The sequence below is a fragment of the Desulfopila sp. IMCC35006 genome (assembly GCF_005116645.1).
Lineage (GTDB): Bacteria > Desulfobacterota > Desulfobulbia > Desulfobulbales > Desulfocapsaceae > Desulforhopalus_A.
This window is the reverse complement of the sequence record NZ_SWCM01000001.1, coordinates 808,541-834,807: the sequence shown is the minus strand read 5'-3', so window position 1 is coordinate 834,807 and position 26,267 is coordinate 808,541. Positions and strand designations below refer to the sequence as shown.

At 52.3% G+C, this 26,267-nt stretch carries 23 protein-coding genes; 11 read left to right on the top strand and 12 right to left on the bottom strand.

The annotated features are described in order from the left end of the window. Positions 1-21 precede the first annotated feature (21 nt). From FCL47_RS03685 to FCL47_RS03670, 4 genes are all read left to right on the top strand, one after another. A complete protein-coding gene (locus FCL47_RS03685; protein WP_136812084.1) occupies positions 22-870 on the top strand; it encodes a universal stress protein in 849 nt (282 codons plus the stop codon). A gap of 94 nt (positions 871-964) precedes the next feature. After that, positions 965-2,035: a sulfite exporter TauE/SafE family protein gene (locus FCL47_RS03680; RefSeq protein WP_136812083.1), complete on the top strand. Its 1,071-nt coding sequence runs from the start codon at positions 965-967 to the stop codon at positions 2,033-2,035. An 11-nt stretch (positions 2,036-2,046) separates the two neighbouring features. Then, positions 2,047-2,898, top strand: a complete 852-nt coding sequence (locus tag FCL47_RS03675) for a universal stress protein (RefSeq protein ID WP_205747203.1) — start codon at positions 2,047-2,049, stop codon at positions 2,896-2,898. Between the two features lie 70 nt (positions 2,899-2,968). After that, the gene (locus FCL47_RS03670; RefSeq protein WP_136812081.1) at positions 2,969-3,253 is read left to right on the top strand and encodes a hypothetical protein; all 285 of its coding nucleotides are present in this window, start codon (positions 2,969-2,971) and stop codon (positions 3,251-3,253) included. 101 nt (positions 3,254-3,354) lie between these two features. On the opposite strand, the gene FCL47_RS03665 is transcribed toward FCL47_RS03670, so the two are convergent. Further along, entirely contained in the window at positions 3,355-4,863 is a 1,509-nt protein-coding gene (locus tag FCL47_RS03665; protein WP_136812080.1) for a radical SAM protein, read from the bottom strand. A 357-nt stretch (positions 4,864-5,220) separates the two neighbouring features. On the opposite strand from FCL47_RS03665, the gene FCL47_RS03660 reads away from it, so the two are divergent. Together FCL47_RS03660 and pdxH are read left to right on the top strand one after the other, a co-directional pair. Then, entirely contained in the window at positions 5,221-6,138 is a 918-nt protein-coding gene (locus FCL47_RS03660) for a Tim44 domain-containing protein (RefSeq protein ID WP_136812079.1), read from the top strand. A 155-nt stretch (positions 6,139-6,293) separates the two neighbouring features. Beyond that, entirely contained in the window at positions 6,294-6,935 is a 642-nt protein-coding gene (pdxH, locus tag FCL47_RS03655) for a pyridoxamine 5'-phosphate oxidase (protein WP_136812078.1), read from the top strand. Between the two features lie 19 nt (positions 6,936-6,954). Here pdxH and FCL47_RS03650 read toward each other — a convergent pair whose 3' ends face one another. From FCL47_RS03650 to FCL47_RS03620, 7 genes are all read right to left on the bottom strand, one after another. Then, entirely contained in the window at positions 6,955-8,130 is a 1,176-nt protein-coding gene (locus FCL47_RS03650) for an RtcB family protein (RefSeq protein ID WP_136812077.1), read from the bottom strand. 15 nt (positions 8,131-8,145) lie between these two features. After that, on the bottom strand, positions 8,146-9,348 hold the full coding sequence (locus FCL47_RS03645) for a hypothetical protein (RefSeq protein WP_240744118.1): 1,203 nt from the start codon (positions 9,346-9,348) through the stop codon (positions 8,146-8,148). A gap of 107 nt (positions 9,349-9,455) precedes the next feature. After that, positions 9,456-10,583: an ABC transporter permease gene (locus FCL47_RS03640; RefSeq protein WP_136812075.1), complete on the bottom strand. Its 1,128-nt coding sequence runs from the start codon at positions 10,581-10,583 to the stop codon at positions 9,456-9,458. A gap of 3 nt (positions 10,584-10,586) precedes the next feature. Then, positions 10,587-11,720, bottom strand: coding sequence for an ABC transporter permease (locus FCL47_RS03635; RefSeq protein WP_136812074.1), 1,134 nt, complete (start codon positions 11,718-11,720; stop codon positions 10,587-10,589). Beyond that, positions 11,717-13,726 (bottom strand): ATP-binding cassette domain-containing protein, encoded by a 2,010-nt coding sequence (locus tag FCL47_RS03630; RefSeq protein WP_136812073.1) that lies wholly within the window; start codon positions 13,724-13,726, stop codon positions 11,717-11,719. The genes FCL47_RS03635 and FCL47_RS03630 overlap by 4 nt, the downstream gene beginning before the upstream one ends. Before the next feature lies 1 nt (position 13,727). Beyond that, positions 13,728-14,918 (bottom strand): efflux RND transporter periplasmic adaptor subunit, encoded by a 1,191-nt coding sequence (locus FCL47_RS03625; RefSeq protein ID WP_136812072.1) that lies wholly within the window; start codon positions 14,916-14,918, stop codon positions 13,728-13,730. Between the two features lie 351 nt (positions 14,919-15,269). Next, a complete protein-coding gene (locus tag FCL47_RS03620) occupies positions 15,270-15,731 on the bottom strand; it encodes a pyridoxamine 5'-phosphate oxidase family protein (RefSeq protein WP_136812071.1) in 462 nt (153 codons plus the stop codon). Positions 15,732-16,042: 311 nt separating this feature from the next. On the opposite strand from FCL47_RS03620, the gene FCL47_RS03615 reads away from it, so the two are divergent. Next, positions 16,043-16,729, top strand: a complete 687-nt coding sequence (locus tag FCL47_RS03615; RefSeq protein WP_136812070.1) for a DUF1847 domain-containing protein — start codon at positions 16,043-16,045, stop codon at positions 16,727-16,729. A gap of 42 nt (positions 16,730-16,771) precedes the next feature. On the opposite strand, the gene FCL47_RS03610 is transcribed toward FCL47_RS03615, so the two are convergent. Next, complete coding sequence (locus tag FCL47_RS03610) at positions 16,772-16,972, bottom strand: DUF2905 domain-containing protein (RefSeq protein WP_136812069.1); 201 nt, start codon at positions 16,970-16,972, stop codon at positions 16,772-16,774. Positions 16,973-17,159: 187 nt separating this feature from the next. Further along, positions 17,160-17,357 (bottom strand): rubredoxin-like domain-containing protein, encoded by a 198-nt coding sequence (locus FCL47_RS03605; protein WP_240744117.1) that lies wholly within the window; start codon positions 17,355-17,357, stop codon positions 17,160-17,162. Between the two features lie 260 nt (positions 17,358-17,617). Here FCL47_RS03605 and FCL47_RS03600 point away from each other — a divergent pair, with 260 nt between their 5' ends. The 3 genes from FCL47_RS03600 to FCL47_RS03590 all read left to right on the top strand — a co-directional run bounded on the left by FCL47_RS03600 (position 17,618) and on the right by FCL47_RS03590 (position 20,297). Further along, a complete protein-coding gene (locus FCL47_RS03600) occupies positions 17,618-18,700 on the top strand; it encodes a GTP pyrophosphokinase family protein (protein WP_136812068.1) in 1,083 nt (360 codons plus the stop codon). Between the two features lie 71 nt (positions 18,701-18,771). Next, the gene (locus FCL47_RS03595; protein WP_167496345.1) at positions 18,772-19,422 is read left to right on the top strand and encodes a DUF2799 domain-containing protein; all 651 of its coding nucleotides are present in this window, start codon (positions 18,772-18,774) and stop codon (positions 19,420-19,422) included. A 26-nt stretch (positions 19,423-19,448) separates the two neighbouring features. After that, a complete protein-coding gene (locus tag FCL47_RS03590; protein WP_136812066.1) occupies positions 19,449-20,297 on the top strand; it encodes a 4Fe-4S ferredoxin in 849 nt (282 codons plus the stop codon). A 102-nt stretch (positions 20,298-20,399) separates the two neighbouring features. Here FCL47_RS03590 and FCL47_RS03585 read toward each other — a convergent pair whose 3' ends face one another. After that, a complete protein-coding gene (locus FCL47_RS03585; protein ID WP_136812065.1) occupies positions 20,400-21,791 on the bottom strand; it encodes a sigma-54 dependent transcriptional regulator in 1,392 nt (463 codons plus the stop codon). An 11-nt stretch (positions 21,792-21,802) separates the two neighbouring features. Beyond that, on the bottom strand, positions 21,803-24,256 hold the full coding sequence (locus FCL47_RS03580; RefSeq protein WP_136812064.1) for a DUF3365 domain-containing protein: 2,454 nt from the start codon (positions 24,254-24,256) through the stop codon (positions 21,803-21,805). A 266-nt stretch (positions 24,257-24,522) separates the two neighbouring features. On the opposite strand from FCL47_RS03580, the gene FCL47_RS03575 reads away from it, so the two are divergent. Further along, complete coding sequence (locus FCL47_RS03575; protein WP_136812063.1) at positions 24,523-26,265, top strand: YeiH family protein; 1,743 nt, start codon at positions 24,523-24,525, stop codon at positions 26,263-26,265. Positions 26,266-26,267: the final 2 nt, after the last annotated feature.

The window sequence follows — 26,267 nt, the reverse complement described above, 5'->3', positions numbered from 1 at the left end:
AGAGATGACTGAAGGTGAGAAATGAAAGACACAATGCATCGAAACATAAGGCCATTAACGGTACTCCAGCGGGTGGAAACTGATGCCTCCGCGCAACAGTGCAGCCTGGCCAAAAAATCGTGCATTCTGCTGGTCACCAAAAATAGTCGATTGGCGGATCCGGTAATGGACTATGCGATAAATGTCGCCGATCGGATGAATTGTAAAGTGCTGGCCAGCTATGTGAATACTCTGCCTCTTTTGGACAATGATGGCATGCATCCCAGGCTCGCTGCATCGGCAATACAGCAGAATGGTGATGCGTTTAAAGCTAAAGCCGCCGCCCGTGGAGTCGAATTTGAGTATGTCCGGGAGTCAGGAAAAATAAGCAAGGTAATCAGCAGATTATGCAGAATGGTGAAAAGGGTCGAATTTGTTCTTATCGACCAGGGAATAAAAATTGAAGAGGCGGCCTTCGGCTCACCGGTCCCGGTTTTCAATATTGTTTGTACCGATACGAGAACCGGAAAGATGATCGACAACCGTCAAGCAAAAAAAATTTCTTATGGAGAAAAAAACATGAAAGCAACAAGCAGGAAAAGTCATCTTCTCAAAACCCTTATTTTTGGCACCATGACGGCGGCTCTTTATGCAGCAGTGTTCACTAACTCCGAATTTGTCATGACGTATTTCACCAGGGGCGGAATATACGCTTTGTTGCCGGTAGCGACGGTTTTTGTTTTTTCCTATGCCCATGGCTCCTTTACCAGCAATTTCTGGTCGGCCCTTGGTATTGAAGGTTCGAAAGCGACTGTGCAGAAACAGGCTGAAAAATCGAAAACCGTCGATAAGCGTCGGGACACCAGACCACGGGTGCAGGCCAGCGCATAACCTCTTTGGATATAGGAACTTATCGACTGGCAAAGCGGCAATCTTCCTGCCGCTCTGCCAGCAGAAATTACGAACATAACAAAAGGAGTCAACAATGCACGGACCAGTAGCTGACACTATCCAATTTATTGATTTGAACTTTGCCTACATCGTCTTTTTAGTCATCGTCGGTTTTATCGGCGGCCTGGTGAGTGGTTTTATCGGTTCGGGCGGGGCTTTTGTGCTTACCCCGGGGATGATGAGTCTCGGTGTTCCCGGAACCGTTGCTGTGGCCAGTAACATGTGTCATAAGTTTCCCAAAGCCCTGGTCGGCTCGATCAAGAGATACCGTTACGGTCAGGTAGATATCAAACTTGGTCTGATCATGGGTGTTTTCGCCGAAATCGGGGTCCAGGTCGGGATCATGGTGCAAAAACACATACTCGAAACCTGGGGGGAAGCAGGATCCAACCTTTATGTCAGTGTTTCTTTCGTCACAGTCCTGGTCATTGTCGGCTCTTTTGTCCTGCGTGATGCTCTTAAACTGCGGAAATCAGGTGGTGACGGCTGGGTACAGCCTCCTATCGCTGCCCGGTTGCAGAAGATAGAATTATGGCCCATGATGACCTTTAAAAGAGCCAATCTGCGTATCAGCGTCTGGTTTATCATCCCCGTTGCCCTTGCAACCGGTATGCTCGCAGCAACCATCGCCGTTGGTGGCTTCATCGGCGTTCCGGGACTTATGTATATCATCGGCGCAACCAGTATCGTCGCGTCAGCTACTGAACTGGTCGTGGCCTTCGTCATGGGCTTGGGCGGTACGCTTATCTGGGCCTTTTACGGCATGGTCGATATTCGGTTAACCCTGCTGATCCTTGGTGGTTCGCTCTTTGGTGTGCAGCTTGGTGCAATCGGTACGACCTATGTGAAAGACTACATGATCAAATACGTCATGGCGACCATCATGTTGATCGTTGCCGTCAGTCGCTTTCTGGCAATGCCGAAGTATATGAATAAACTGAATCTTACTTCTTTTTCCGATGCCAGTGTCGCTCTTATGACCCAGATGAGTTTCTACATCATGTGCTTTGCCCTGCTGACTGGAGCCATGATTATTCTGGTTAACATGTTTAAGGCGAGAAGTGCGGAAAGCGCCCTTGAAAGAGCAGCGCAAGCACAGGCATGAGTGTGAGTACCATGATGGAGTCGATACTGGTTGCGGTCGATATCTCAAGGGTGAGCGGCTCAGCATTTAAACAGGGACTGGCCCTGGCATCGTCGATGCGGGCAAAGTTGATTGCGATCAGTGTTACTCCCAAATATGAAGGGAACATGAATCGTCTGAAGATAGACGATGCCAACAGGCAGCTCAGTGAACCCTTTCGCAAGAGTCTTGAGGAGGCTGCTTCCTATGCAGCCTCCCTGGGGCTGAAAATCCAGACGGTCCACGCGGTGGGGGAGCCGGCCGAACAGATTGTCCGGGTAGCCGAGGAAGAAGGGGTGGATTTGATTGTCCTGGGCAATGCCCAGCGCTCCAAGGTCGAACAGGTGCTGCTCGGCGGAATGACTGCAAAAGTCATAGCCGGCAGTCCCTGCGACGTGCTGCTGGTACCAGAAATGGGTGAAATCCGGTTTGGCAAAATACTTGTCGGTGTTAATGGAACGCCGGCCAGCAGTGCCGCCGGCCTGCGAGCCCTAGAATTGGCAGGGAGTTACGGCAGTGAAGTGCACGCAGTTACCGCCATTGATGTTCCCACGGACCAGAGTCTTCGGTACGGAGTGTTGAAGGATGCCAGAAAAAAAGGTTTTAAAGCCCTGGAAGCAATCGTCAGGCAGGGCGAAAAGCTGGGATTGCAGGTTATTACCGATTTGCAGGAGGCTTCCCCTGCAAAATGTCTGACAGGATATGCAAAAATAAAGGATATCCATCATATAATTCTCGGCTCAAAAGGCTATTTTGGGGTGAGTGATATTCTCTTAGGCAGTGTCGTTGAGCGGGTTGCTATGGTGGCTCCCTGTCCAGTTCAAGTCGTTAAAAAAGGAGACTGACAGCTGAGGAGAGTAATGGCGTGAACCGGAGTAGGAGGTTCAGAGAATTCTTACAGAATAGAGGTGAATCATGGAAACATCAATACTATTTGCACAAATCGTAATAGGTATGTGTGCTATCCATCTGATCCGGGGATCGTCGGAGTATATCGTCAAATGGTGGGCAAAAAACAGACGTGAGCAGAGTAGTGCGCAGGTGTCTGCCAAAAAAGTGACCAGGGACGACTGGTATGTTTTCTTCAGTTGTGCCGATTTGTACGGTAAAGATCCTGACAGGAAAAAAGATCAAAAAAGAAAGCCTGTTGAGGCGACAAAGAAGAGCAGGCGAGATACACGGCCGGTCACCCGGGCGTAGTGCATGGTTTTGCAGGAGGGTACTGAAGAGAGTACCCTCAATTACCTGCAAAGGGCAGTGCAAAAGCTCCCGCCTTGCATAGCTTTTATCGGGACAATCTCTTACGATTTCATAAATGGTGCATGGTTTGACGTGAACAACGGGGGATCGTGCCTGAGGATCGCAGCAATTTGTGGAGATCGCTTGAAGGAACTCTCCAGGAACCGCCGAACCTCTCCCCGGTTCCATCCTCTCGGATGGTTGAAATTACGGTACATTGACAGATCACCCTCATAGAAATCGTTTATTTCAAGACTCGAAATCTCCTGGCTGCAGGCAGGAAGATTAAATATTGCCAGGTTGAGAAAATCGATGGCCTGGTGATGTTCTTCGACAAAACACTGCGTCCGTTCAGCTTCCAGCCGACTCTCAGCCGGTGTACCGAACAGCAGATAGACATAGGTAGCAATCCCGGCCTCGTGCAGGTTCGCAAGTACTTGTGCGGCAAGTTTCAGATCGATTCCCTTGTGCATGCTGTTTAATACCTGTTGATCTCCTGATTCGAGACCGAGTTTCAACATACAGCAGCCGGAATCATGTAACCGGCGGCAAAACTGCCGGTCGGCCAGGAGCGTGTCGATACGGGCAAAACCATACCAGGGTGCCGCCAGGGGATTGTCAGCCAGGGCCCGGAGGGTTGACGGACTGATTGCATTGTCGAGCAGATGAATAAGCGCCGGAGAGGTTGCTGCACTCAAAGCGTGCAGGTCAGCTATGGTATCGCTCGGAGCAACGTGCTGATAGGGGTTGTCTTCGCTTGTCTCCGGGCAGAAGCTGCATTTTTTCCAGAAACAGCCAAAGGAGCTGGCATAGGGAAGGATGAAGCCCGGAGAGAGGTAGCCGTGGTCTTTCAAGGTGGTAAAGTCGGGTCGTATATGGGTCAATTTTTGTTCGTTTCCCAGCAGGTTCAGCAGCGGGCCCTCTCCACGACCGCCGATAAGGTGGTCAATGAGCCCAACAAAAGGATTGTGCCACTCCTTCTGGCTTAGCCAGGTGGTGATCAGGCCGCCGCCGACGACGATTTTCACTTTCGGATGGATCGCTCTCAGATACCCAATCATTGCGAAGGTGCACAGGGCCTGGCTGAGATAGTTCAGGGAAAAACCAATGTATCCGGAATTGCCGGTTGCAAGAAGTTCATCGAGTCTTCTGCTGAAGTAAGGATAAAAGATATTCGCCGTGTATTCTTTGGCCGCCAGCCGCAGATCACCGCTTTTTACAGGGGATCTGGCGTCGTCCTGATAATTGGCCAGCGACAGCTGCAGGCCAGATTCGTTTCCGGCCATTTCCAGGATGCGGTTGATATCCGCTACCGCCCGTCGATATCTGTCACCAGTGTGGTAGGTCTCTTGCGTCTGCAATGCCGAAATATTCTGCTGCACATGTTTATACGCCCTTTTGGACCAGGTATCTTCAGCCGGCTTCGCTGTCTTTAAGAGGAAATGCAACGCTTCGATATTCATGTCGCAGATCGTGCATGCGTGACCATGAGCACCAAGCGATGCCGAGAGGTAGGCAAGCGCTGCCGGTGGCTCGCAGGGCTTGGTCAGTGGTGGGTGAACGATCAGCATGCAGATTCCTTTGATGTCAAGCTTTTTACCTAACCATCTCCGAGGTTCATTAAGAGTCTTTACGAATTCATCATTGTTAATAATTATTCTGATTGCCCCTAATGTTCAACTACTGAACCAGGGTGTGGGCTCTTCGTTTACCGGGACGCCGTAAACCCATCCCTGGGGGCTTCGCTGCAGCCGTCCATGGCTGCAGAGACCCGTAAAACGAACAGCCCACACCCTTCCATTTCGACAAGCTGAGTATGGGGGGAATCAGAATAATTCTTCGCTTTTTCTGGCATCTTGCCAAAGTTGTACTATAATGTAGCCCGGTTTGTAGATGATCGGTTAAAAAAAATCAACTGGATGTGAACTATGATGATCTTTTGGAAAAAACTGGCACCGATACTGATGCTCTTTGTGGCCTTTACTTTATTGGAAGCTGGATTGACCGCGGATTATGCTGATGCCAGATCTTTTGGTGGAGGCAGGTCCTTTAAAATGACTCCCAGGACGCCGAGCAGAAGTATGGGGCCCGTTGCCCCGACCCAGAGAGGCGGCAGTTTTGGTCGTGGTCTGGCGGGTGGGCTGCTTGGTGGAGCGCTTGGCGGAATGCTCTTCGGTTCCATGTTCGGCGCCGGTGGCTCGGGGATGGGCATATTGCCGCTGCTGGTTCTGGGCGGGATTGCCTATTTTCTGTTTAAAAGGTTTTCGACCAAACCACCGCAGAATGGCTATCAGTCCTATCAGCAGAATCCCGGACCGCAGAGTCCTTCGAATATGTTCAGCGGTGCGTTCGGCAACAGTGCCCAGCCTCCGCCAGTTACCCCGGATATTGGCGGCAATCTCACGGCCGACGGCATTGACCAGATTAAAGAACATGACAGGAATTTTGACCCAAAACATTTCACCGAAGTAGCCTCTGACGTGTTCTTTAAGGTGCAGGCCGGGTGGATGCGCCGGGATCTTGATTCCTATAGACATCTGCTCGGCGAGCAGCTGGCCGGCGAATATGCCGATCACTTTGCGGAAATGCGCAGGAAAGGGCATATCAATAAGCTGGAATCCATAGCTGTTCGTAATCTGGAGATAGTTCAGGCGGGCAGCGACGGCCGGGAAGATTTCGTGACGGTGCTTTTTGCCGCCAACCTGCTTGACTATACCGTGGACGATAAAAGCGGTGAGCTGGTTGAGGGGAGCATGACAACGCCCGTCAAATTTAACGAAGAATGGACATGGGCACGGCCGGTTGGAACTGAGGATTGGAAACTGGAAGGAATCAAGGAAGTGTAATGGTGTCGTAAAAAATCAACATTTATAATGTTGCGCGCCCTTGGCATGTGTGGGCTTTGTCAGTTTAACCAATTTAATTATCAGGTAATAACTATGCGCTGGTGCTGCTGCGGATGATGGGCGGCACCCGCGTTTTTTTATGAGAGAGGGCAATTGTGGATCTTAGTCAGTTTCGTCGGGAATACTTAAGGGGAGGCTTGTCTCGTTCCAACCTGAACAGTGACCCGGTGTTGCAGTTTACCGAGTGGTTTGAGCAGGCCCAGAATATTGAAATCGCCGATCCAACGGCGATGATTCTGGCCACCGTGGGCAGTGGCGGTCAGCCGCATCAGAGAACAGTTCTGTTGAAATACTATGACGAGAAGGGCTTTGTTTTTTTCACGAACTTTGAGAGCAGAAAAGCCCGGGAGATAAAAGAAAATGCCAGGGTCAGTCTGCTCTTTGTCTGGCTTGATCTGGAGCGTCAGGTGATGATCAATGGCACCGCCGCCAAGGTGTCGACCGCTGAATCCGCCAGATATTTTATGACCCGGCCCAAGGAAAGCCAGATGGCGGCCTGGGTCTCGAGCCAGAGCCACATCCTTTCATCGCGGCAGATGCTGCTGCAGAAATTTGATGAGATGAAAAGAAAAATCGGTGAAGGCAAGGTCCCGCTGCCGTCATTCTGGGGCGGTTACCGCGTCGCTCCGGTTGAAATCGAGTTCTGGCAGGGAAGGCAAAACCGCCTGCACGACCGCTTCCTCTATACCAGGAACGGTGCATCAAACGAGTGGACCATTGAGCGGCTGGCCCCCTGAACGATTGCCGAATTGAGCGTTATCCCTTCACCACAGCCAGCGGTTTGAGTGTTGTTATGATCTGCACGAGATCGCGCTGGTTGTCCATCACCCTGGTTATATCTTTATAGGCCCCTGCCGCCTCATCGAGATCTTTTGTATGACGGATGGAGTGGATGATGCCCTGCTGTTCGAGGTGACGAATCTCCTCTTGCAGGTTAAGCTGTCGCTGGGCCTGTTTTCTGCCGAGTTTTCTGCCCGCTCCGTGTGAGCAGGAACAGAAACTTTCCCGGTTGCCCAATCCACGCACAATATAACTGGTGCTCCCCTGAGAACCGGGAATGATTCCCGCCTGTCCTGCTGCCGCCCTGGTCGCCCCTTTCCGGTGCACATACACTTTTTTGCCGAAATGGTCCTCCAGCGCGGCATAGTTATGGGCGACATCAAGGGCCGGAGAAAAGGTAACCGATGGTTCGAAGTCGAGCAGGATCTCGCTGACTTTATGCATCATCGCCTGGCGGTTAGCTGCTGCGAATTGGACGCAGTAATGCATTTCCCGCAGATACCTCTGTCCGGCATCAGATTGCACCGGGAGATAGTCGAGCTGCCATTTGGGTGGAATTTTTGCCCCATGGGCCTGATTGTAGGCTATCGCCAGCCGGTTATAATGGCCCGCCACCTGGTAGCCGATATTTCTGCTGCCGGAGTGGATCATCAGCCAGATGCAGTCGTCATCTCCTCGCTGCAGTTCGATAAAGTGGTTGCCACCACCGAGCGTGCCGAGCTGCAGCCGCCCGTTGTCATACTCCCGGCAGATCACCGGCAGCTCTTTTTCCGTAAGAGTGCCTGTCAGGTGGGGCATTTTCTCGTGGGGTTGCGCGGTCGTATGATGCTTGAAGCCAAGAGGTATTGTCTGCCGAACCGCCTGCATGATTTTTTTCAGCTGGGGTTGCGCCAGATGAGGCAATGAGGTCTGTACCGCACACACGCCGCAGCCGATATCGACGCCCACCGCATTGGGGATAACCACATCTTCAGTTGCCGCTACCCCGCCGATGGGCATGCCGTAACCGACGTGGGCGTCCGGCATTATTGCCACATGGTGATACACAAAAGGGTGATTGGCCAGATTTCTGGCCTGCTCCAGCGTATCGTGGTCGATGGTGTCGAGCCAGAGAGTAATCGGTTTTTTTTCCGTATCGATGGTTCTGATCATACCGCTATCCCCCTATCAATAGAACACAATATTCATCGTTGAGGCAACTGCCCACATCGCAAGTGCATAATGCCAATTGCTCTGTATTATTGTTCGGGGCGAGGCATGGTACCTGCTTACCAGGGCCAGCCCAACACCCGACAGGGGGCTGCTGCCGGTTGAGATAGCCCAGCTGGAGAGAAACAGAAATCCCAGTTGTGACTGATCGGGATGAAGCGGCAGCAGCAGCGGGCTGACGATGGCAATGCTGACGATCGGATGAACACCCATGATTCCTATAAGGATCATCGTGCCCAGGACCAGGGCAAATACTACCGGAGTAAAGCTTGCGCCTGCAAGACTGAATAAGGCGGGATATACATGGATAATTGATTTTATGCCGGTAGAAAAAACTCCTGCCGCCAGAAACAGGGTGAACTGGCTGCTGACCGACGAGATCCTGTTGACTATAAAATCATGCAGTGTTGCCATCCTGGGCCTGCCTCTCATGAAAAGAACAGCACCCAGCGGAGAGACCACGCAGATCAGATGCAGTACGCTGATGTCGCGCCGAAGATGATGGGTGAGGATGACGACGGCCGCGAGAAAGAGAGGAATCGTCAGGCTTTCAATCTTGATTGGATAGCCGGAGAATTCTTTTTTTCGCACACAACACACTTCCAAAAGAGAGTAGGCAATGGCGATACCACTCATGACGGCTCCCGGAATCAGGGTTTCCTGCCAGAGCATGCCCGGCGCGTAGGTGAGCGCCACCCCGGTGGCAATAAAAAAAGGGGACCACCAGGCTGCCGCACAAAACGAACGGGCCAGAATAATCATCTGTTCTTTGGTCAAGGTGCCGCTTTTCTGCAGCCGATCCCCAAACACAAAGAGCACCGACAGGTTAATCACGGCGCCAAGCAGATGGGTGCCGATCGCCGTTGTGACCACAGCTTTGCTGCCATGCGGCAGGTCAGGGTCCTCGACGCCTCGATTTGTAAGGGTGAGAAAAGCCACGGCAACAAACATGGCGAGCAGGGGCAGGTTGACGGCAAGTATCTGTCTCCAGCCAAGAAAAACACCGTGGACAGCGGCAAAGAGCAGGGCCGCAGCACCGATTGACAAGAGCACTAAAGTCTGGCGGGTGGCACTTCTGCCAAGGGTCTGCCAGGAAAGCAGGCAGACCAGCCATGCCAGAATGGTCGGCACGGGCAACACTGGCGGGAGTGCAACGCTCATAAGGTACAAGAGGAGTGTACCCAAGATGATCAATCCGGTATATTTTCGCATTACGATAGAAAGAGGGGGAAGAGGGAAGAGGCGATGGCTCGATTTTACAATGGCTGTTAGGATAAGGTCTTTTTAAACCTGCTTATGGCAAGGGTCAGAAAAGTGACAGACAGAACAGTCTGGGCAACAATTGCCGGCCAGAGGGCGGAAATCCCGACATCTTTCATGACGATGCCCCGCAGGATATCAAGATACCAGCGCATTGGGTTGATGACGGTGGCGTAGCGGACCGGATCGGGCATATTGCTGATTGGGAACATAAAGCCGCTCAGCATGACCGAGGGCATGAGGATCAGAAAACTGGTGAGCAGCGCCTGCTGCTGGGTCGCGGCACTGCCGCTGATGAGAAGGGCGATTCCCATGTTGCCGGCCAGGTAGATTCCGGTCAGACCATAGAGCAGCAGCAGGCTGCCCCGCACATGGACGCCAAAGAGGAAAAAGGCGACGATGAGCATTATTGACATGGTGATATAGCCGGTGATCATATAAGGAATTGTTTTGCCAAGGATAAATTCGATACCGCGGATGGGGGTGACCATCACCTGCTCGATAGTGCCGATTTCTTTTTCCCGAACGATGCCGATACTGGTCAGCAGCAGGCTGAAGATATAGAGCATGGTGGCAATCAATGCCGGGACGTAATAAAACTTGCTCTCCTGGTTGGTATTGTACCAGGCGCGGCTTTCGGTGGTTATCTGCACCGGTGAGATGGTGGTGCCCTTTCTGCCCAGCCGTTCTGCCAGTCGTTTATCGTTATAGTCACTGACAATAAACCCCGCATAGCCGAGGGCGATGGAGGTGCTGTTGCTGTCGGTGCCGTCGGTGATGAGCTGCACCCCCGCCGTCTGCTCGGTGAGGATATCTTTGCTGAAGCCAAACGGGATCTGCAGTACCGCCCGGACATCACTGCGGTCGAGCAGGGGGGTGATCTCCCTTTCGGACATGAGATTGTCGGTAATACGGAAATAATTGCCGGCGGTAAAGGCGCTGATCAGCTCTCTTGAGGCCGGAGTTTTATCCATGTCCAGCACAGCCAGGCGGATATCGGTCACATCGGTGGTGAGGGCAAAGGCCATGATGGTCAGCTGGATAACCGGCATGCCGAAAATAACCACCCGCATCCGTGGATCGCGCAGCATCTGTAAAAATTCCTTGATGAGCATGCGGTAAAGGCGTTGCAGCATCTCTTACTCCAGTTTGAAGGAAAAATTACGGTTGGCAATAACGATCATCAAAAGCGCGTAGAGTACTAAAAACAAGGCATCGAGCCAGAGTATTTCCAGACCGATGCCTTTGAGGTAGATGCCGCGCAGGATCGCAATGAAATACCGGGCAGGGACAATATAGGTGAGGAACTGCAGGGGGACCGGCATGTTTTCGATGGCGAAGACGAAACCGCTGAGGATGAGTGTCGGCAGAAAACCGGCAATGATAGCCAGCTGATTGGCCAGGACCTGGGATTTAAGTTTAATACTCAGTGTCATCCCGAAAAAGAGGGCTCCGGTCAGAAAAAAGGCGGAAAGGATAAAGAGCAGCGCGGCGTTGCCGACGATCGGCACATTGAAGATCCATTTACCGATCAGCACTGCCATGGCCACATCCGCCATGCCGATACAGAAATAAGGGATGACTTTACCAAAGATCAGCTCGGGGCCGCGAAGCGGGGTGCTGATCAGCTGTTCCATGGTCCCTGTCTCCCATTCTTTTGCTATAGTGGTACTGGTCAGCAACGCCGCGACAACGATCATGACCAGGGCAATGATCCCGGGGATGAGCACGTTCTGGCTGCGCAGGTCGGGGTTGTACCAGGATCGCTGGATTAATTCCATTGGCTGCTTCAGCTCCCCCCGTCCTTGGTTCTGCTTCTGTTCTGAGGCAACCTCCAGGGCATAGATGGTCCCGATGTTTGCCGCATACCCCATGGCCAGCCGGGAGGTGTTGGCATCGCTACCGTCACCGATGATCTGAATTTTTACCGGCTTGGCCGCCTGCACCTTGCCGGCAAAATCCCCGGGGATAACCAGGGCGACCATGGCGCTGCCCCGGTCGAGTTCTTTTTGCAGGCCGGGGTAATCGTCATGAAAACCTTTGATGGCAAAATAGGGCGAACTCTGAAAGAGACTGAGCAGCTCGCGGCTCTCGGGAGTACGCGACTGATCCCAGACCACTGTCGGCACCAGCCGCAGATCCAGGGTGAGGGCGTAGCCGTAGAGCAGGATGAGGATCAGCGGAATGGCCAGGGCTAAAGTCAGGCTCCGCCAGTCGCGCACCAGGTGCAGGGATTCTTTGCGGGCCACCGCGGTGAGACGTCTGAAGTTCATTGTTTATCAACCTCACTGTCTTTCTCGCGGTCTTTTTTGCGGTCCACCTCTTCGATAAGTGAGATAAAAACATCCTCCATGCTCGGCAGGATAGTTTCCATGACAAAGGTGTCTTGATCAAGGCCACGGTCGGTAAGAAGTTGCCTGATTGCTGCGGTGGCAGTCTGGTCATCTGCGGCAACGATATGCAGGCCGGAACCGAAAAGCGCCGCATCACGAACCTCCGGCAAAGTCTTCAGTGGAGCAATCAGGCTCTGGGGATCGACACAGCGCAAATCGATAATTTTATCCTGCATGAACATGGTCTTCAGCTCCATCGGCGATCCGGATGCGATCATTTTCCCATCGTAGATCAGGGCGATGCGGTCGCAGTATTCGGCTTCTTCCATGTAATGGGTCGTGACGAAGACGGTGATGCCCTGATCGGCCATGGAGTAAATGAGGTCCCAGAACTGTCGGCGGCTGAGAGGATCGACGCCGCTGGTCGGTTCGTCAAGAAAGATGATCGGCGGTTCATGCAGGATGGCGCAGGCGAGGGCGAGACGCTGTTTCCAGCCGCCGCTGAGAATGGCGGTAAGGCTGGTTCGATGGTCGTGCAGGCCGGCCATCTCCACCGCCCAGTCGAGGCGCTGCTCCAGTCGCGTACCGCTCAGGCCGTAGATGCCGCCGTAAAAACCGATGTTTTCCGTGACGGTGAGATCTTCATAGAGGGAAAACTTCTGACTCATATAACCGATATGCAGCTTTATCTGTTCGGTTTGGCTCAGGATATCAAAGCCGGCCACCGTCCCGCTGCCGGAACTGGGGCTGAGCAGCCCGCAGAGCATGCGGATGGTGGTGCTTTTGCCGGCGCCGTTCGGCCCGAGAAAACCAAAGATTTCCCCCTTTTTTACCTGAAAGCCGATATCATCAACGGCGGTGAAGGTGCCGAATCGTCGGGTCAGGTGTTCCACCTGCACGGCGAGGGAGGCGATGTCTGTCGCTCCGTCCATTGCGATCTGTGCGCTCTTCTCAGTTTCCGGGGGTGGCTGATCGATCTTGCCGAGCAGGCTGACAAAAACATCTTCAAGAGACGGCTGGGTCTCGCGAACCTGGGCAAAGTCGATTTTTTCCCGTTGCAGCAGATCGACGACCTGGTCGTGAGTATCTTTACTGTCCCGGCAGACCAGGTGGACCGTATCGCCAAAGAGATTGACGCTTTTGGTGAAGGGTTTTGCGCGGAGCAGACCGATTATTTTTCTCGCCTGCCGGGATCTGATCGCCAGTATCCGGCCATCCATCAGTTGTTTTATTTCACCTGGAGTACCGACGGCCATGAGTCTGCCCTGGTCGATCAGGCCGACCCGGTCGCAGCGTTCCGCCTCATCGAGATAGGCGGTGGTGATCAGCACCGCCACCTCCTGCTCGCGCAGTTGATTGAGGATTCGCCAGAAATCCCGACGACTCACCGGGTCGACGCCATTGGTTGGCTCGTCGAGCAGGAGGACCTTCGGGGTGTGGATAAGGGCGCAAACCAGCTGGAGTTTTTGTTTCATGCCGCCGGAGAGAGCACCTGCCCGGCGCCGGATAAAGGGGCGCATATGGCTGAAATCGAGCAGCTCTTCGATGCGCTTTTGTCTGCCTTTACGGCTCATGCCGTACAGATCGGCATAAAAATCGATATTTTCACCGACGGTGAGATCCTGATACAGGCCGAATCTCTGGCTCATATAGGCCAGCTGGTCTTTGACTTCTGCCGCCTCGTGCAAGGTATCAAAACCGGCAATCCGGGCGGTTCCCGAATCAGCATCCATGATGGTGGCGAGCATGCGGAGGCTGGTCGATTTGCCCGCCCCGTCCGGGCCGACCAAGCCGAAGATTTCGCCGGGAAAGACCGTGAGACGCAACTGATCGACAGCAGTGAGCGCACCAAATTTCTTGGTAAGTCCGTCTGCAACAATAGCAGGGGATGCGTTTTCTGTCGCCGTCTGTCGGCGTGTGGGAGTCTCGTCGGCGGGAATACTCATTTTACCGGCTGCCGAAGTCTATATGTCCGTCGGCGGGCATACCGGGTTTCAGTTCATGTTCGGGATTCTCGAGCAGAACCTTGATCCGGTACATGAGTTTGACCCGTTCTTCAAAGGTCTGCACCGTCTTTGGGGTAAATTCGGCCTGGCTGCTGATGTAGCTCACCCGCCCGGAATAGGTCTTGCCCGGGAAGGCATCGGTTGTCACCTCGACCTGCTGGCCAAGCTTTATTCGGCCAAGATCGCTTTCGTGGATATAGGCACGCAGCCACGGTTTATCCATCTGGCCGAGGGTGAGCACCGGCGAGGCGGTATTGAGATATTCCCCCGCCTCGGCCGAAGTGCTGAGCACCACACCATTCATGGGAGCAGCCAACTCGGTATAGATCAGCTGTTGTTTGGCCTGGCTGACCGTCTCCAGGGCGACCTTGACTTTGGCCCGTGCCTGCTCGATAGTTTCCTGCCGCGGGCCGGCCTTGATCAGGGCATATTCTGCTTCCGCCTGCTGCAGAGCAGCCTCTGCCTTATGCAGCTGTTCGATGCGTGGGCCGATCCTGAGGAGCTCGAGTCGCAGCTTTGCCGCTTTTGTCTGCGCGGCGGCCTCCTTGGCCCGGTTTTCGGCAGTCTCAAAGTTTATCTGATAGGTTTCAAGGGTATTTTTGCTGACACCCTTTTCTTTGTAGAGACTGATATACCGGTTTTGATCAATTCTGGCCTGTTTTAACTGGACGATAGCTGATTGTTCGGCTGCCTTGGCGCTGTCGAGGTCCGCCCTGGCACTCTCGATGTCCTGGCTGCGGCTGCCGTTCTGCAATTCCGTCAGAGTTTGCCGGGCCTGCATGACTGCGGCTTCGGACCGGGCAATATCTTCCGGGCGGCTGCCCGCTTCAAGCTCCGCGAGCACTGATCGGGAGTACGCCAGATTGGCTTCAGCCTGGGCCAGGGCAATGGTCTGATCACTTTTGTCCAGCCTGGCCAACGGCTGACGTTCTTTCACCGTATCGCCTTCTTCCACCAGCCGTTCTTGCATGCGCCCCGGAATCCTGAAGCTCATCTGGGTTTCGGTAACCTCGATATTGCCGGAAAACCGCAATGTTGAACTGTCTTTTTGCTGGGTGAGGAGATTGAATGCAAAAATACCGCCAATGACGAGTGCCGCAAGGGGAAGAATAATGCGCAATCTTTTTTTCATATTTCTGCCTTCGTTAGTGAAAGAAATGCCTCTTTAATCCTGGCAATTTCTCCGGGAAAAAGAGCCAGACAGCGTCAGCCAGTTGGTCAGGATTGTCTTCTGTTGCCGGGGGGCGGCGAAGACCTTGCGGATGACCGCTGTGCCGGGGTGGAGCAGATACACTGGCCGATAAAGCGCACAGCACGGGATTTAGGTCTTTCTGCTCCAGGGGCGATCTGCATAATGTCGACAATGATGGTGCGCAGCGGTTCTTTGTGAGGTTTGCCGTATCTATTAAATGTATTATTTAAACAGGTTTGTAAAACAGTCGCTTGAATAATTCAAGCAGAAATGAAGTCCGCATCTCTTCCTCTATCTTCGAGCCTTCCCGCTGATATGCGTAATTTTGATCATGAAGACTTTTGCCGCCTGCTCTTTTTGTTCAATATAGTGATTGCCTTCTTCGATAAACGCCGGGCTGTATTTCTCCACAAGCCATCGCAGAGCGGTATACCGCTGCTCGTCTTTAACTTCTGACGCGATGCCGGATGCCACGGTACTTTCATATTCGGTGGCAAATTGATCCGGCAAAATTCTGGTTGTGCCGACAACGCAAAAAGACACCTTTGGATTGTCTTCGAGGTTGTCAAGTTTCTGTCCGCTGAGAGCACAATGGAAATAGATACAATTGTTTTTATACACATAGTTTAACGGCACACCATACGGTTGGTGGTCTTTGCCGACTGTGGACAATACTCCGTATTCGGCGGAATCGAGCAACGCAACTGCTTCCTGCTTGCTGATCTCCCGGTCTTTTCTTCTCATGCTTTTCATAGGGTCTCTTGTCAGGTAAATGTTATAAAGAAGGGAGGGTGCATCTCAGACGATCCGTGTCAGCGTATTGAGCTGGGCATTCTGTTGACGATGCAGAGGGATGTGAGATGGTAGTCAGGCATCTGCTGCTCTGCTCGCTTGCCGGAAGTAGGGAAACTATATTCTTTTTCATGCATTTCTGCCACCTCATATCCTCATATAGCTGATGCTTCGTGGCAATCCCCAAAAAAAATGAAAACGCTTGTCATCTGCACCTACTAGGGGGTAAAAAGAGACAGACAATTTTTTCGAAGTGCTGAAAAGGAGAGGTTATGCAGACAAAAGAAATGCCCGGTTGTGCTCTGTGTCCTTACGATTGGTCCGAGAGATACTGTCGTGGTCGCGGCGGCAAGGGGCCGGAAAATTGCCCTTCCTTGCGCAGGGATCTGGCGAAGGAGGCTCAGGCTCTGATCAGCGAACCGGCGCTTCTTGAATTTTCGCGAAACTGTTCGATCCAGGAATCCAGGGCTTACGGTGACCGAGAGCTTGGCTACGAACATGTGCATCCAATAAAAACCCGCATTCAGGAAATAATCGAGTTTGCCGGGCGAATGGATTATAAACGGTTGGCGCTGATCTTTTGCGTCGGTCTGCGACGGGAGGCCGCCATCGTTCACGAAATGTTCGAGAATCATGGTTTTGAAACCGTCTCCGTGGTCTGCAAGGTAGGACGCATGCCTAAAAGCGGGCTGGGATTGACGCAGGAAGATTATGTCGACCCGGGGGCGGAGGTCGAGACCATGTGCAACCCGGTGATGCAGGCTCTGGTCGCCAATGACAGCGGGGCGGAACTGAATGTCCTGCTGGGCCTGTGCGTTGGCCATGACTCGCTGTTCATTCGCCATGCCCAGGCGCCGGTTACGGTCCTGGCCGTGAAAGACCGGCTCCTCGGCCATAATCCACTGGCGGCAATATATACCAGCGACAGCTATTATCGCAGCTTGAAAAAGCCTGAGTGAGGCTGAGTGGTCGCGGCTGTGTTCACGTCTCGCGGAGATGAGTCATTTCCGGAAAATCCAGAACAGGATAGACAGCACCAGCGAAATAACAATGCAGGTGGTAAGGGGAAAGTAAAATTTAAAATTCCCGGTCTTGAAGACCAGATCACCCGGCAGCCGGCCCAGATGCAATTTTTGCAGCAGTGGCCAGCAAAGGCCGAGGAGGGTGAGGGTAATGCCGATAGTGATCAGTATCTTCGCCATGTGCTGTCTCTTCTTTTACCCGCAGTGCGTGCCACGTGTCTTCTTGCAAGTCAACTCTTGACTCGCTTCTCATACGCTGTAAAAGGGTCCGCCAAATGCCCCGACAAAAAGCCGTCCTGGTGACCGCTCTTGCAATAAAAACCTATGCAGGACGGCGCGCCGCAGGGAAACCATGGATCCGCGCCAATCAGAGCTGCGGGTCAATATGACCGGGCCCACCGCAGTCAGGAGTATAACAGCTGACATCTTTAAAGGCACAGCGCTGGTTGCAGCTTGGACAGATTTCTGGCGGGGTGGCGGCTTGAATGGTCGTCCCGCATTCCAGACATTTCCAGAAAGGATCCAGGGTCTTTGCTCGAGTTGCTTGTTTTTTTTCGGTCATCATTGCATCCTTTATTTTTCTTTTATGCTTCTTCCCCGTTGGTTGAAGCTTCAAGTTCTCTTAACTTTAAGACCAAGGTCCGGCGGTGACAAGGATTGAAACGCACGGGTTGACCTCTGCAGTATTGCATAAAGAATGCGACAATAATATTGTCACCGTTTGACGTCTCTGGTTAAGTGTCCCAATGAAGAGGCATTTGACCGCACCACAACGGAAAAGGCGACACAATCGACCATAAATATCAATGATATGGAGAGCCCCAAATGGCCTCTTTTGATTTTGAACAGGAAAAACAGGCTTTCAGAGATTTTTATGAGAAAAACCGGAAGCATCTGTTTGCCGCCAAGAACATCTATGTCCGCCTTATCACCTCGTTAATCAAACGCTTGGGCATTGATGAGGTGACGAAGATAGAAGGTCGAGTCAAGGATAAAGAGGAGTGCATCAAAAAGTTTACCCGCAAATATCAGAACCGGCTCGAGGTTGATGAACAACCATATGAAATCCGATTTTTCATCTCAGACCTGATCGGCATCCGCATCGTCTGCCTCTATGAAGACCAGATCGCCCAGTTGTCGGAAATGCTGCAGCAACATTTCCGAATTCTCGACATTACCGACAAGATTTCTTCCGTGGAGAGGACAGAAGAATTGTTCGGTTACAAAGGTCTGCATATGGATCTGGCCTTAAATGATGAGATGGCGTCTTTGCCGAAGTACCGACCCTATGCGGATAATTTTTTCGAGGTACAGATCCGCTCCCTGATTCAGGATGCCTGGAGTGTGCTGGATCACAAGATAAAGTATAAGAAATCGATCCCTATTGATCTGAAGCGCAGAATCAATATTCTCTCCGCTCTCTTCGAGCTTGCGGACCGGGAATTCAAGGAAATCCGCAATGCCACAAGAGAACTGATGCAACAGGAAACGGTGGCGCCAATTGTCGAGCAGCCCGACGATACCCCTGAAGCAGCAATTTCTGGCGGGGGATCTACCAACAGCAAGAAATTAAATGCCTTTAATTTCTTGCGGATAGCAGGTCATTTCTTCAGAGATTTTGAGTTCGATGACTCCAAGGTCGATAACTTTGTCAACGATATCCTGAAACTGCACAGTGGCTTTGAAAAATCGGATTTCCATCAATGTTTGAACGATAATCTCAGCATCGTCAAAGAGTATCACGAACATTTTCTCACGGAGAACCCCGACAAAGCCTTCAGCCCTTTCACCTTGATCAGGCACTGTCTCTACCTCTACAACCGGGAAATCTTCGAGCGGATTTTGTTTAAGAAAACCAGAGGAAGATTTGTCGACTGGCTCAAGGAAGCGCAGAGAAACTCGATGTAATATTGCCTCTACTTCATCGAAAAGGAACTGAGATTTAAAAAATGAGATCTGAATGGAGGAGTAAATATGCAATGAATGGCTTGAAAATCGATTTAAGTAAGGTGGTAAACAGACTGCTTGCGGCCGTGCTTTTTGGTCTGCTTGTTTCCGGCTGTGCCGCTATGAGTAAAAAGGAATGCCTCAACGCCCAATGGCAGAGCGTAGGGTTTGAGGATGGTGCGAAAGGGTATCAGGCCTCTCGTATCGGCGAATATCGTACATCCTGTGCCGAATATAATGTCGCGCCTGACGTTGACGCCTATATGCAGGGCCGTCTCCAGGGGCTGGCGCAGTGGTGCACGCCAAGCAATGGGTATTATCAGGGAACCCGTGGTGCCGTCTACAATGGTGTTTGTCCAGAAGCATTAGCGTCTGATTTCGAGTTCGCAATGAGTGAGGGCAGGGCCGTTTACGATTACCTGCAAAAGATTCAAGACTATGAGATGTTCCTCGCACGTTTACATCGAGAGTATGGAGCCATCGGAAAACAGATATCCTCTATGGAATCAGAGTTAGTCAGTGATCAGGTACAGCCGGGACGCCGCAGGGATTTATTGCATGACATACGAGCCGCTGAAAGGGATCGTGAGTCGTTGCGTTATGATATTTCCGAGGCCGAGTTTTCGCTTGGCGAAATGCACCGCAATCTCGAGAGAATGAAGGCCGAAAGTCTTTACCAATAAGAAACAGTAAAGAGCAAGAAATTACCGTGATACAGATAACCCAGCAGATTGAATCCTGGATGGACAATAGAGCCAATAATGCTCTGGAACCCGGCGCACCATTACCGGCTTTTGGCAAACCTCTGGTGGGGGTTGCCCATGGAGAGGACGCACTCTTTACATTCCTGAAGCATGACATTGGTCCTGATTTTTACTGGACGCCAGAGGAAGCATTTTTGTCAGCATTTCCAGAAGAGCAAACCAGGGCAGATGAGCTGAGTGTTATTGCCTGGGTTCTGCCGCAGACGGAGCATACCCGTCTGGCGCAAAGGAAGTCCCTTGATCTGCCGAGCATTGAATGGAGCAAAGCACGGCACTACGGTGAGATGGTAAACGAAAATTTACGCCGTTACCTGGTAGATCTGCTCGAAGCAGAAGGATATCGGGCCTGTGCGCCGGTTTTGCTTCCTCAATGGTCAAGAGCTCTCTCCGGCCGATACGGATTCGCGTCGTCATGGTCGGAACGTCATGCCGCCCATGCCTGTGGACTTGGTACATTCGGGATATCCGACGGCTTGATTACTCCAGTCGGAAAAGCCGTTCGGGTTGGTTCGGTCGTTGTGCGCAGGAGGTTTACGGCCACCCCGAGACTCTATGCAAAACATAACGAGTGGTGCCTGTTCCATGCAACCGGCAAGTGCCTTGTCTGTATGCGTCGATGTCCTGCCGGTGCCATTTCCCAAAGAGGGCACGATAAGGTGAAGTGCAAACAATATATCCGCAGTGTGACTGCTGTGCATGTGGAAAAAGAGCAATTAGGGATCAGGGTGAGCAGCTGCGGTTTGTGCCAGACCAAGGTCCCATGTGAAAACCGGATCCCTCTTGCCATGAGGTGAACCCGGTTCGTTCCCAGGCAAACTGTCTTGCCGGGAAAAAATGGAAGAGAACTCTGGATTCCCGCTCCTGACGACGTAGCCCAAAAAGCTACAGCAGGCGATTTAGCGAAACCTGCCGAGATCGATCCCCAGCCGCTGGCTGAGTTTGCCGATGGCTACGCGGGACAGTCCGCTGATCCTTGAAGCTTCCGAAACATTGCCCGATGTCGCAGTGAGGAGTTGCTCGATATAGACGCGGGAAAACCGGTCGGCTACCAATGCTTTCATCGTCTTATACGGGCCCAGTTCATCTTCGAGGATCGAGTACGGTTGATCAGGAGAATCGATACGCTGAACGGCGATCATGTCGATGTTTTCACGCCCGCTGAACACGACCAGGCGCCTGACGTAATTGTGCAGTTCCCGGACGTTGCCCGGCCAGTCCCTGGTGGAGAGGTAGGAAAGCACCTCAGGTTCTATGGTCATCCCCTGAATATTCATTTCACCGAGGGTCTTTTCGAAAAAATATCGGGCTAGCAGCGCAATATCTTCAACCCGATCTCGAAGTGGTGGCATGGTGATGGCAATGACGTTCAACCGGTAATAGAGGTCGGACCGAAAACTGTTCTCTTCGACCTTTTTGGCAAGCGGCTGGTTGGTGGAGGCGATTATCCGCACATTGGTTTTCAGTGTACGGGTGGACCCTACAGGCCGGACCTCGCCTTCCTGCAGGAAACGCAGAATTTTGGTCTGCATGGTCGGGGAGATATCCCCGATTTCATCAAGATGGAGAGTGCCATGGTTGGCGGCAGAGAACAGTCCTTCCTTGTCTCTGTCGGCCCCGGTGAAGGCTCCACGGCAATGACCGAAAAGCTCACTTTCCAGCAGGCTGTCCGGGATTGCCGGGCAGTTGATAGCTATATAGGCTCTCTGTGCACGGGTGCTGAGACGATGCACCATACGGGAGGCCAGCTCTTTGCCCGTGCCGGATTCGCCCTGAATGAGGACTGGATAATCAGTACCGGCCACCGCCTCTATTGATTGCCGCACCTGCCGCATGACGCTGCTTTCTCCCAGCAGGTTGTCCTGGCCACCTCCGGCGAGCATCTCGCGGAGACGCTGGTTTTCCCATTCCAGCCGGATAAAATCGATGGCCTTGCCCACCGTGCGGTAGAGCTGCTCTGAGGCGACCGGTTTGGTGAGAAAATCAAAGGCCCCCTGCCGCACGGCTTCGACAGCTTTTTCAATTGTCCCGTAACCGGTAAGGATGATAACCTTGGTTGCGGGATGGAGGCGGTTTACCTCTGCCATAAGCTGCAGGCCGTTCATCTCCGGCATCTGCAAATCGGTGATAAGCAGATGCACCTCCGTTTTTTCCTGCAGAGCAATCCCGCTTTTTCCGCTCTCGGCCGTCAGTACCTCAAGATCCTTAAACTCGGCGAGCAGCAATCGGGACAGTCCGTTGACAAAATCGAGTTGATCATCGACCAGCAGTACGGTAACACGTTCGTTCATTCGTTCCTCCATCAGGGCTTGTGGGCTGTGGGAAAATAGAGATCGAAAGCCGACCCGCCTTCCGGCAGGTTTCGAGCCTCAATGGAACCCCCAAGCTCAAACATATAGCCGTAAATTACCGCGAGTCCAAGCCCGGAACCCTTGTTTACGTCTTTAGTGGTAAAGAACGGGTCGAAGATGGATGGCAGAATCGAGGGTTCGATGCCACTGCCATTATCCATTACCGTCAGGCACAGGTATTTTTCTTTCGCGTCGCCGGCGATGTTCACAGCAATACATCCACCTTCATCTGGTAAAGCATCGAGTGCGTTGAGCAGAAGGTTCAGGAGAATGTGTTCGACAACCTGGGGTTCGACGCGGACAGCCCTGCCGGCATCAGCGCGCTTACAGGAGAGGCTGGCACCTTTTTTTGCAGCCTGCACCCTGAAAATGCCAATAACGCTTTCCGCCACGTCTCCGATGACTGTTTCCCGATCGGTTGAAACCTTGGGGCGGGCAAAATTCAGCAGGTCAAGGAGAACAGCCTGGGCCTGCTGGGTGTGTTTGATGATGACGTCAACATCGGTTTGATGCTGGCCACTGTTCAGGGATTTTTTCAACAGCTCGGCGTAACAGAGGATCACTCCGAGTGGGTTATTGAGTTCATGTGCCAGTCCGGCAGCCAGTTTACCGACAGTACCCATTTTCTCGGCCTGGACAAACTGGCTCAGCATCTTCCTCTTGTCGGTGTCTTCCTGAACGGCGACCACATATCGGGCGGCCAGGTTTTCCTGCTGGGTGAGACGAATGGTGTTGATGATAAAACTCCGGCCGTTCTCCAGTTTGACTTCACGAGATTCCAGTGTGGCGAGTTGCCCGGAGTTTCCCGGCGCCTGACCGCCTCTGATATCAGCTTTGAGGAGACAGTTGAGGTCGTCACTGTCACAGTCCTCCTGTGAGAGATCATCCATAAGTCGATTGGCAGCATTGTTGGCCATGATGACCGAACCGCCAATATCCAGGAGCAGCAAAGGATCGGGCACGCCCTCAAAGATGGTTTGCAGGTCTTTTGTCTGGCTGAGGATGGAGTCGAGAGCAGCCAGATTTTCAGCGGCAATGCCAAGCTGGCGGCCAACAGCGGTAAGCATTTCCGCCTCGTCTTCAGTAAAACAGACATCTGCGGAGCGCTCGAGATACAGCAGGCCATCGATGTTGTCGTCACTACTGCCGACGGGGACGAAAACCGTATTGCCGATGAACCGAAGCCGCGGCTGCAGCAGTATCTGGACATAATCCTCCGGTAGAGCAGGCGGCTGCGCATTGTCGGGCCAGGTGAAAGCCTGGTTGCCGGAAAAGGTGCAGATATATGCTACCCGGACCAGAAGAAATCTTTCGGCCAGCAGGGGGAGGGCATTACGCCAGAGTTCCGATCGGTTCTGGCTGATTTTCAATGACTCCAGAACGCTGACCAGCATGTGCAGATCTTTTTTGTGGGTGTCATTCTCGCGGGACAGTTGCTCGGTGCGTCGATCGACCTCTTTCTCAAGATTGCCCGCATACTCTTTGAGGCGCTGATCCGTTTCAAAGAGATGCTGACTGAGCCCTTCCATGTTTTCGATCATCTCTTCAATCTCGTCGCCGTGTTCAACCTTGCGCAGCAATTCGACGCCTTTCTGATCATGGAAGTTCTTTTTAAACTGGCTGGTAAGCGTGCGTAAATTAACAAGAACCACCCGTTGAAAGCTCAAATAGATCATGGAGAGAACAAGAACGGAAATAATCAGGTATACCATGACATAAAGGGTGAATTCAGCCATGGTTTTTACCGCGTACCGATCGGTGGGAATGCCGACCAGATCAACTCCGCCAATACTGTCCTGTGGGTGGTTGAAGCCTGTAGCACCGTATTGTCTGGTCATTTCCACCGGGGCATCAGCGGTTTTTCCGTGACAGAGCATACAGCTCTGTACAAACGTAACCGGCCGTGCCATGACAAATACACTCTGCTCATTGATGGTTTTGAGACCCTGCCAGATCACCTTGTCCCGGTTTTCCCGGAAATAGGTGATGAGGTCGCGCTCAACTTCGTTTGCTTCAAAGACCGGATTGCGGGCATTTATTGCCACCCGTCTATACACGTAGTCGGCGTCGGCAGTATCGGCAGTTTCCATGATGCTGCGGGAGATAAACGAGGATGACATGGCTTCAAGAATAAAACTGTCGGGCGACACCTCAATCATTTTCGGGCGCAGCCTGGTCTGCACGTATTTCTGCACCGCATCGACCTGATTCAGGACAATGGTTGCCCGGGTGCTGACTTCTTCATCTACCGTACTCTGCATAAAATAGTAGAGTCCGGTCAAATTGACGACACTGATCAGCATGAGAATGGCAATCAACCTGAGGATAAACTTGCTTTGCAGGGAATATGGTTTTGGAATATGCATATGTCGGGGTGGTAAAGGCTGAGAGGTTTTTGTCGTCATAATACGGCTGGCGATGTGCTATCTGTAGCAGACCAGATCGGATTGTAAAGAAAAAAGAAGGTGTAAACCGCTTTAAGTTGCTTTGCTAACTCAAGTTGCCAGGTGGTAACTGGAGTTGGCTGGTGTTCTGTCTTGTTAGTCACTAATGTATTGTATTAGTTGAGCATTATTTTCCGTATGCGGGTGGCATAATTTTTGTAATTGCCCAGGCGAAGCGAAGTGGTCGACAGACCGGACTAAGAATCAAATACAAGGAGACACCAATAATGGCTCAAACAGACACGAACATAGTGATTGATCATGGCGGCAGCAGCTGGTCTGATCTCTGGACGAAGGAGGATTACCTTGCCATCTGGCTCGGGTTTTTCATCATTGCCGTAAGCCTCATTGCCTATTTCGGCTTTGGCCCCAGGGAGGAGTTTGCCAAGAAAATTGAGGCGGCAAGCCAGGTACAGGCGGGTGAAGTTGCCAAGAGTCCTTTCAAGACCATCGCCTGGTATAAGGCTGATGACGACGTACAGAAACTCAAGGGATCAAGTTCCGCATTCGGTAAATTTGCCAGTCACTGGACGAAACACCCCGGTTCCTGGAAAGACAACCCACTTGATGCACTCGTCAAAAGTGACGCCCAGGCCAAGGCGTTGAATGCCAAGGCGATGCCTGCCTACGAAGAGGCCAAGGCGAAAGCAGCAGCAGCTCTGGTTATGGCGCAGAAGGCTGAAGAAGCGGCTGGGGCAGCGGCATTCAAGGATCAAGCTCTCAATGATGAAGCTACCGCGAAAATAGCTGACTGGCGGGCTGTCGAAAAGAAAGTCGCCTCGGCAAAAAAGAAAACCTCGGAAAAAGCATATAACCTTATACCGAGCCTGATTGGACTGTGTGCCTTTTTTATCGTGATTTTCGGTATAGGAATCACGCTCATGAAAAAGAGCTTTACGGAATTTGCCAGAGGCTTCGTCATTGTGTTTCTGGTCGCGGTCCTTGCCTATATGCTCGGCGGTCAGGCTATTTCCAAACAATACGGTTTTGGTGCTGAGGCCTGGGGGATTCTTCTTGGAATGATAATTGCCAACAGCATCGGCACACCCAGATGGGTACTGCCGGCCTGCCAGGTTGAATTTTTTATCAAAACCGGTCTGGTGCTGCTCGGTGCGGAAGTACTTTTCGGCAAGATTATGGCCATTGGTATTCCGGGCATCTTCGTCGCCTGGGTGGTAACGCCGATAGTGCTGATCTGTACCTTCATTTTCGGCCAGAAAATTATCAAGATGCCTTCAAAAACATTGAATATCGTCATTTCAGCCGATATGTCGGTGTGCGGTACTTCGGCAGCCATTGCCACAGCGGCAGCCTGCCGTGCTAAAAAAGAGGAATTGACCCTGTCCATCGGTTTGTCGCTGGTCTTTACTGCCATCATGATGATTGCCATGCCCGCGTTTATTAAAGCGGTGGGTATGCCGGAGATTCTTGGCGGTGCCTGGATGGGCGGAACCATCGATTCTACCGGGGCGGTTGCCGCAGCCGGCGCATTTCTTGGTGACAAAGCGATGTATGTGGCCGCGACGATCAAGATGATCCAGAACGTCATGATCGGCGTTACCGCGTTCTGTGTTGCCCTGTACTGGTGTACGAGAGTTGAACGTCAGGCCGGCAGAACTGTCGGGACGGGAGAGATATGGCATCGTTTCCCTAAATTCGTTCTCGGGTTTCTTGTCGCTTCCATCCTGTTTTCATTGATTGACAGCAACCTGAGCGTGGGGATGGCCGATGCAATGCTTGATCAGGGTGTAGTCCGGGGCGGCACGAGGCTGCTGCGTGACTGGTTCTTCTCACTATCTTTTGCGGCAATAGGCCTGTCCACCAATTTCAGGGAATTGGCGAAGTATTTCAAAGGCGGTAAGCCACTCATTCTTTATGTTTGCGGCCAGAGTCTTAATCTGGTGCTGACACTGACCATGGCATATATCATGTTTTACCTGGTCTTCCCGGAAATTACCGCGAAGATCTAATC

What these genes read in the sequence shown, in the direction of transcription:
- FCL47_RS03685 (WP_136812084.1), top strand. Translation starts at nt 22, where the DNA reads ATGAAAGACACAATGCATCGAAACATAAGGCCATTAACGGTACTCCAG.
- FCL47_RS03680 (WP_136812083.1), top strand. Translation starts at nt 965, where the DNA reads ATGCACGGACCAGTAGCTGACACTATCCAATTTATTGATTTGAACTTT.
- FCL47_RS03675 (WP_205747203.1), top strand. Translation starts at nt 2,047, where the DNA reads ATGATGGAGTCGATACTGGTTGCGGTCGATATCTCAAGGGTGAGCGGC.
- FCL47_RS03670 (WP_136812081.1), top strand. Translation starts at nt 2,969, where the DNA reads ATGGAAACATCAATACTATTTGCACAAATCGTAATAGGTATGTGTGCT.
- FCL47_RS03665 (WP_136812080.1), bottom strand. Translation starts at nt 4,863, where the DNA reads ATGCTGATCGTTCACCCACCACTGACCAAGCCCTGCGAGCCACCGGCA.
- FCL47_RS03660 (WP_136812079.1), top strand. Translation starts at nt 5,221, where the DNA reads ATGATGATCTTTTGGAAAAAACTGGCACCGATACTGATGCTCTTTGTG.
- FCL47_RS03650 (WP_136812077.1), bottom strand. Translation starts at nt 8,130, where the DNA reads ATGATCAGAACCATCGATACGGAAAAAAAACCGATTACTCTCTGGCTC.
- FCL47_RS03645 (WP_240744118.1), bottom strand. Translation starts at nt 9,348, where the DNA reads ATGAGCGTTGCACTCCCGCCAGTGTTGCCCGTGCCGACCATTCTGGCA.
- FCL47_RS03640 (WP_136812075.1), bottom strand. Translation starts at nt 10,583, where the DNA reads ATGCTGCAACGCCTTTACCGCATGCTCATCAAGGAATTTTTACAGATG.
- FCL47_RS03635 (WP_136812074.1), bottom strand. Translation starts at nt 11,720, where the DNA reads ATGAACTTCAGACGTCTCACCGCGGTGGCCCGCAAAGAATCCCTGCAC.
- FCL47_RS03630 (WP_136812073.1), bottom strand. Translation starts at nt 13,726, where the DNA reads ATGAGTATTCCCGCCGACGAGACTCCCACACGCCGACAGACGGCGACA.
- FCL47_RS03625 (WP_136812072.1), bottom strand. Translation starts at nt 14,918, where the DNA reads ATGAAAAAAAGATTGCGCATTATTCTTCCCCTTGCGGCACTCGTCATT.
- FCL47_RS03620 (WP_136812071.1), bottom strand. Translation starts at nt 15,731, where the DNA reads ATGAAAAGCATGAGAAGAAAAGACCGGGAGATCAGCAAGCAGGAAGCA.
- FCL47_RS03615 (WP_136812070.1), top strand. Translation starts at nt 16,043, where the DNA reads ATGCAGACAAAAGAAATGCCCGGTTGTGCTCTGTGTCCTTACGATTGG.
- FCL47_RS03610 (WP_136812069.1), bottom strand. Translation starts at nt 16,972, where the DNA reads ATGGCGAAGATACTGATCACTATCGGCATTACCCTCACCCTCCTCGGC.
- FCL47_RS03605 (WP_240744117.1), bottom strand. Translation starts at nt 17,357, where the DNA reads ATGATGACCGAAAAAAAACAAGCAACTCGAGCAAAGACCCTGGATCCT.
- FCL47_RS03600 (WP_136812068.1), top strand. Translation starts at nt 17,618, where the DNA reads ATGGCCTCTTTTGATTTTGAACAGGAAAAACAGGCTTTCAGAGATTTT.
- FCL47_RS03595 (WP_167496345.1), top strand. Translation starts at nt 18,772, where the DNA reads ATGAATGGCTTGAAAATCGATTTAAGTAAGGTGGTAAACAGACTGCTT.
- FCL47_RS03585 (WP_136812065.1), bottom strand. Translation starts at nt 21,791, where the DNA reads ATGAACGAACGTGTTACCGTACTGCTGGTCGATGATCAACTCGATTTT.
- FCL47_RS03580 (WP_136812064.1), bottom strand. Translation starts at nt 24,256, where the DNA reads ATGACGACAAAAACCTCTCAGCCTTTACCACCCCGACATATGCATATT.
- FCL47_RS03575 (WP_136812063.1), top strand. Translation starts at nt 24,523, where the DNA reads ATGGCTCAAACAGACACGAACATAGTGATTGATCATGGCGGCAGCAGC.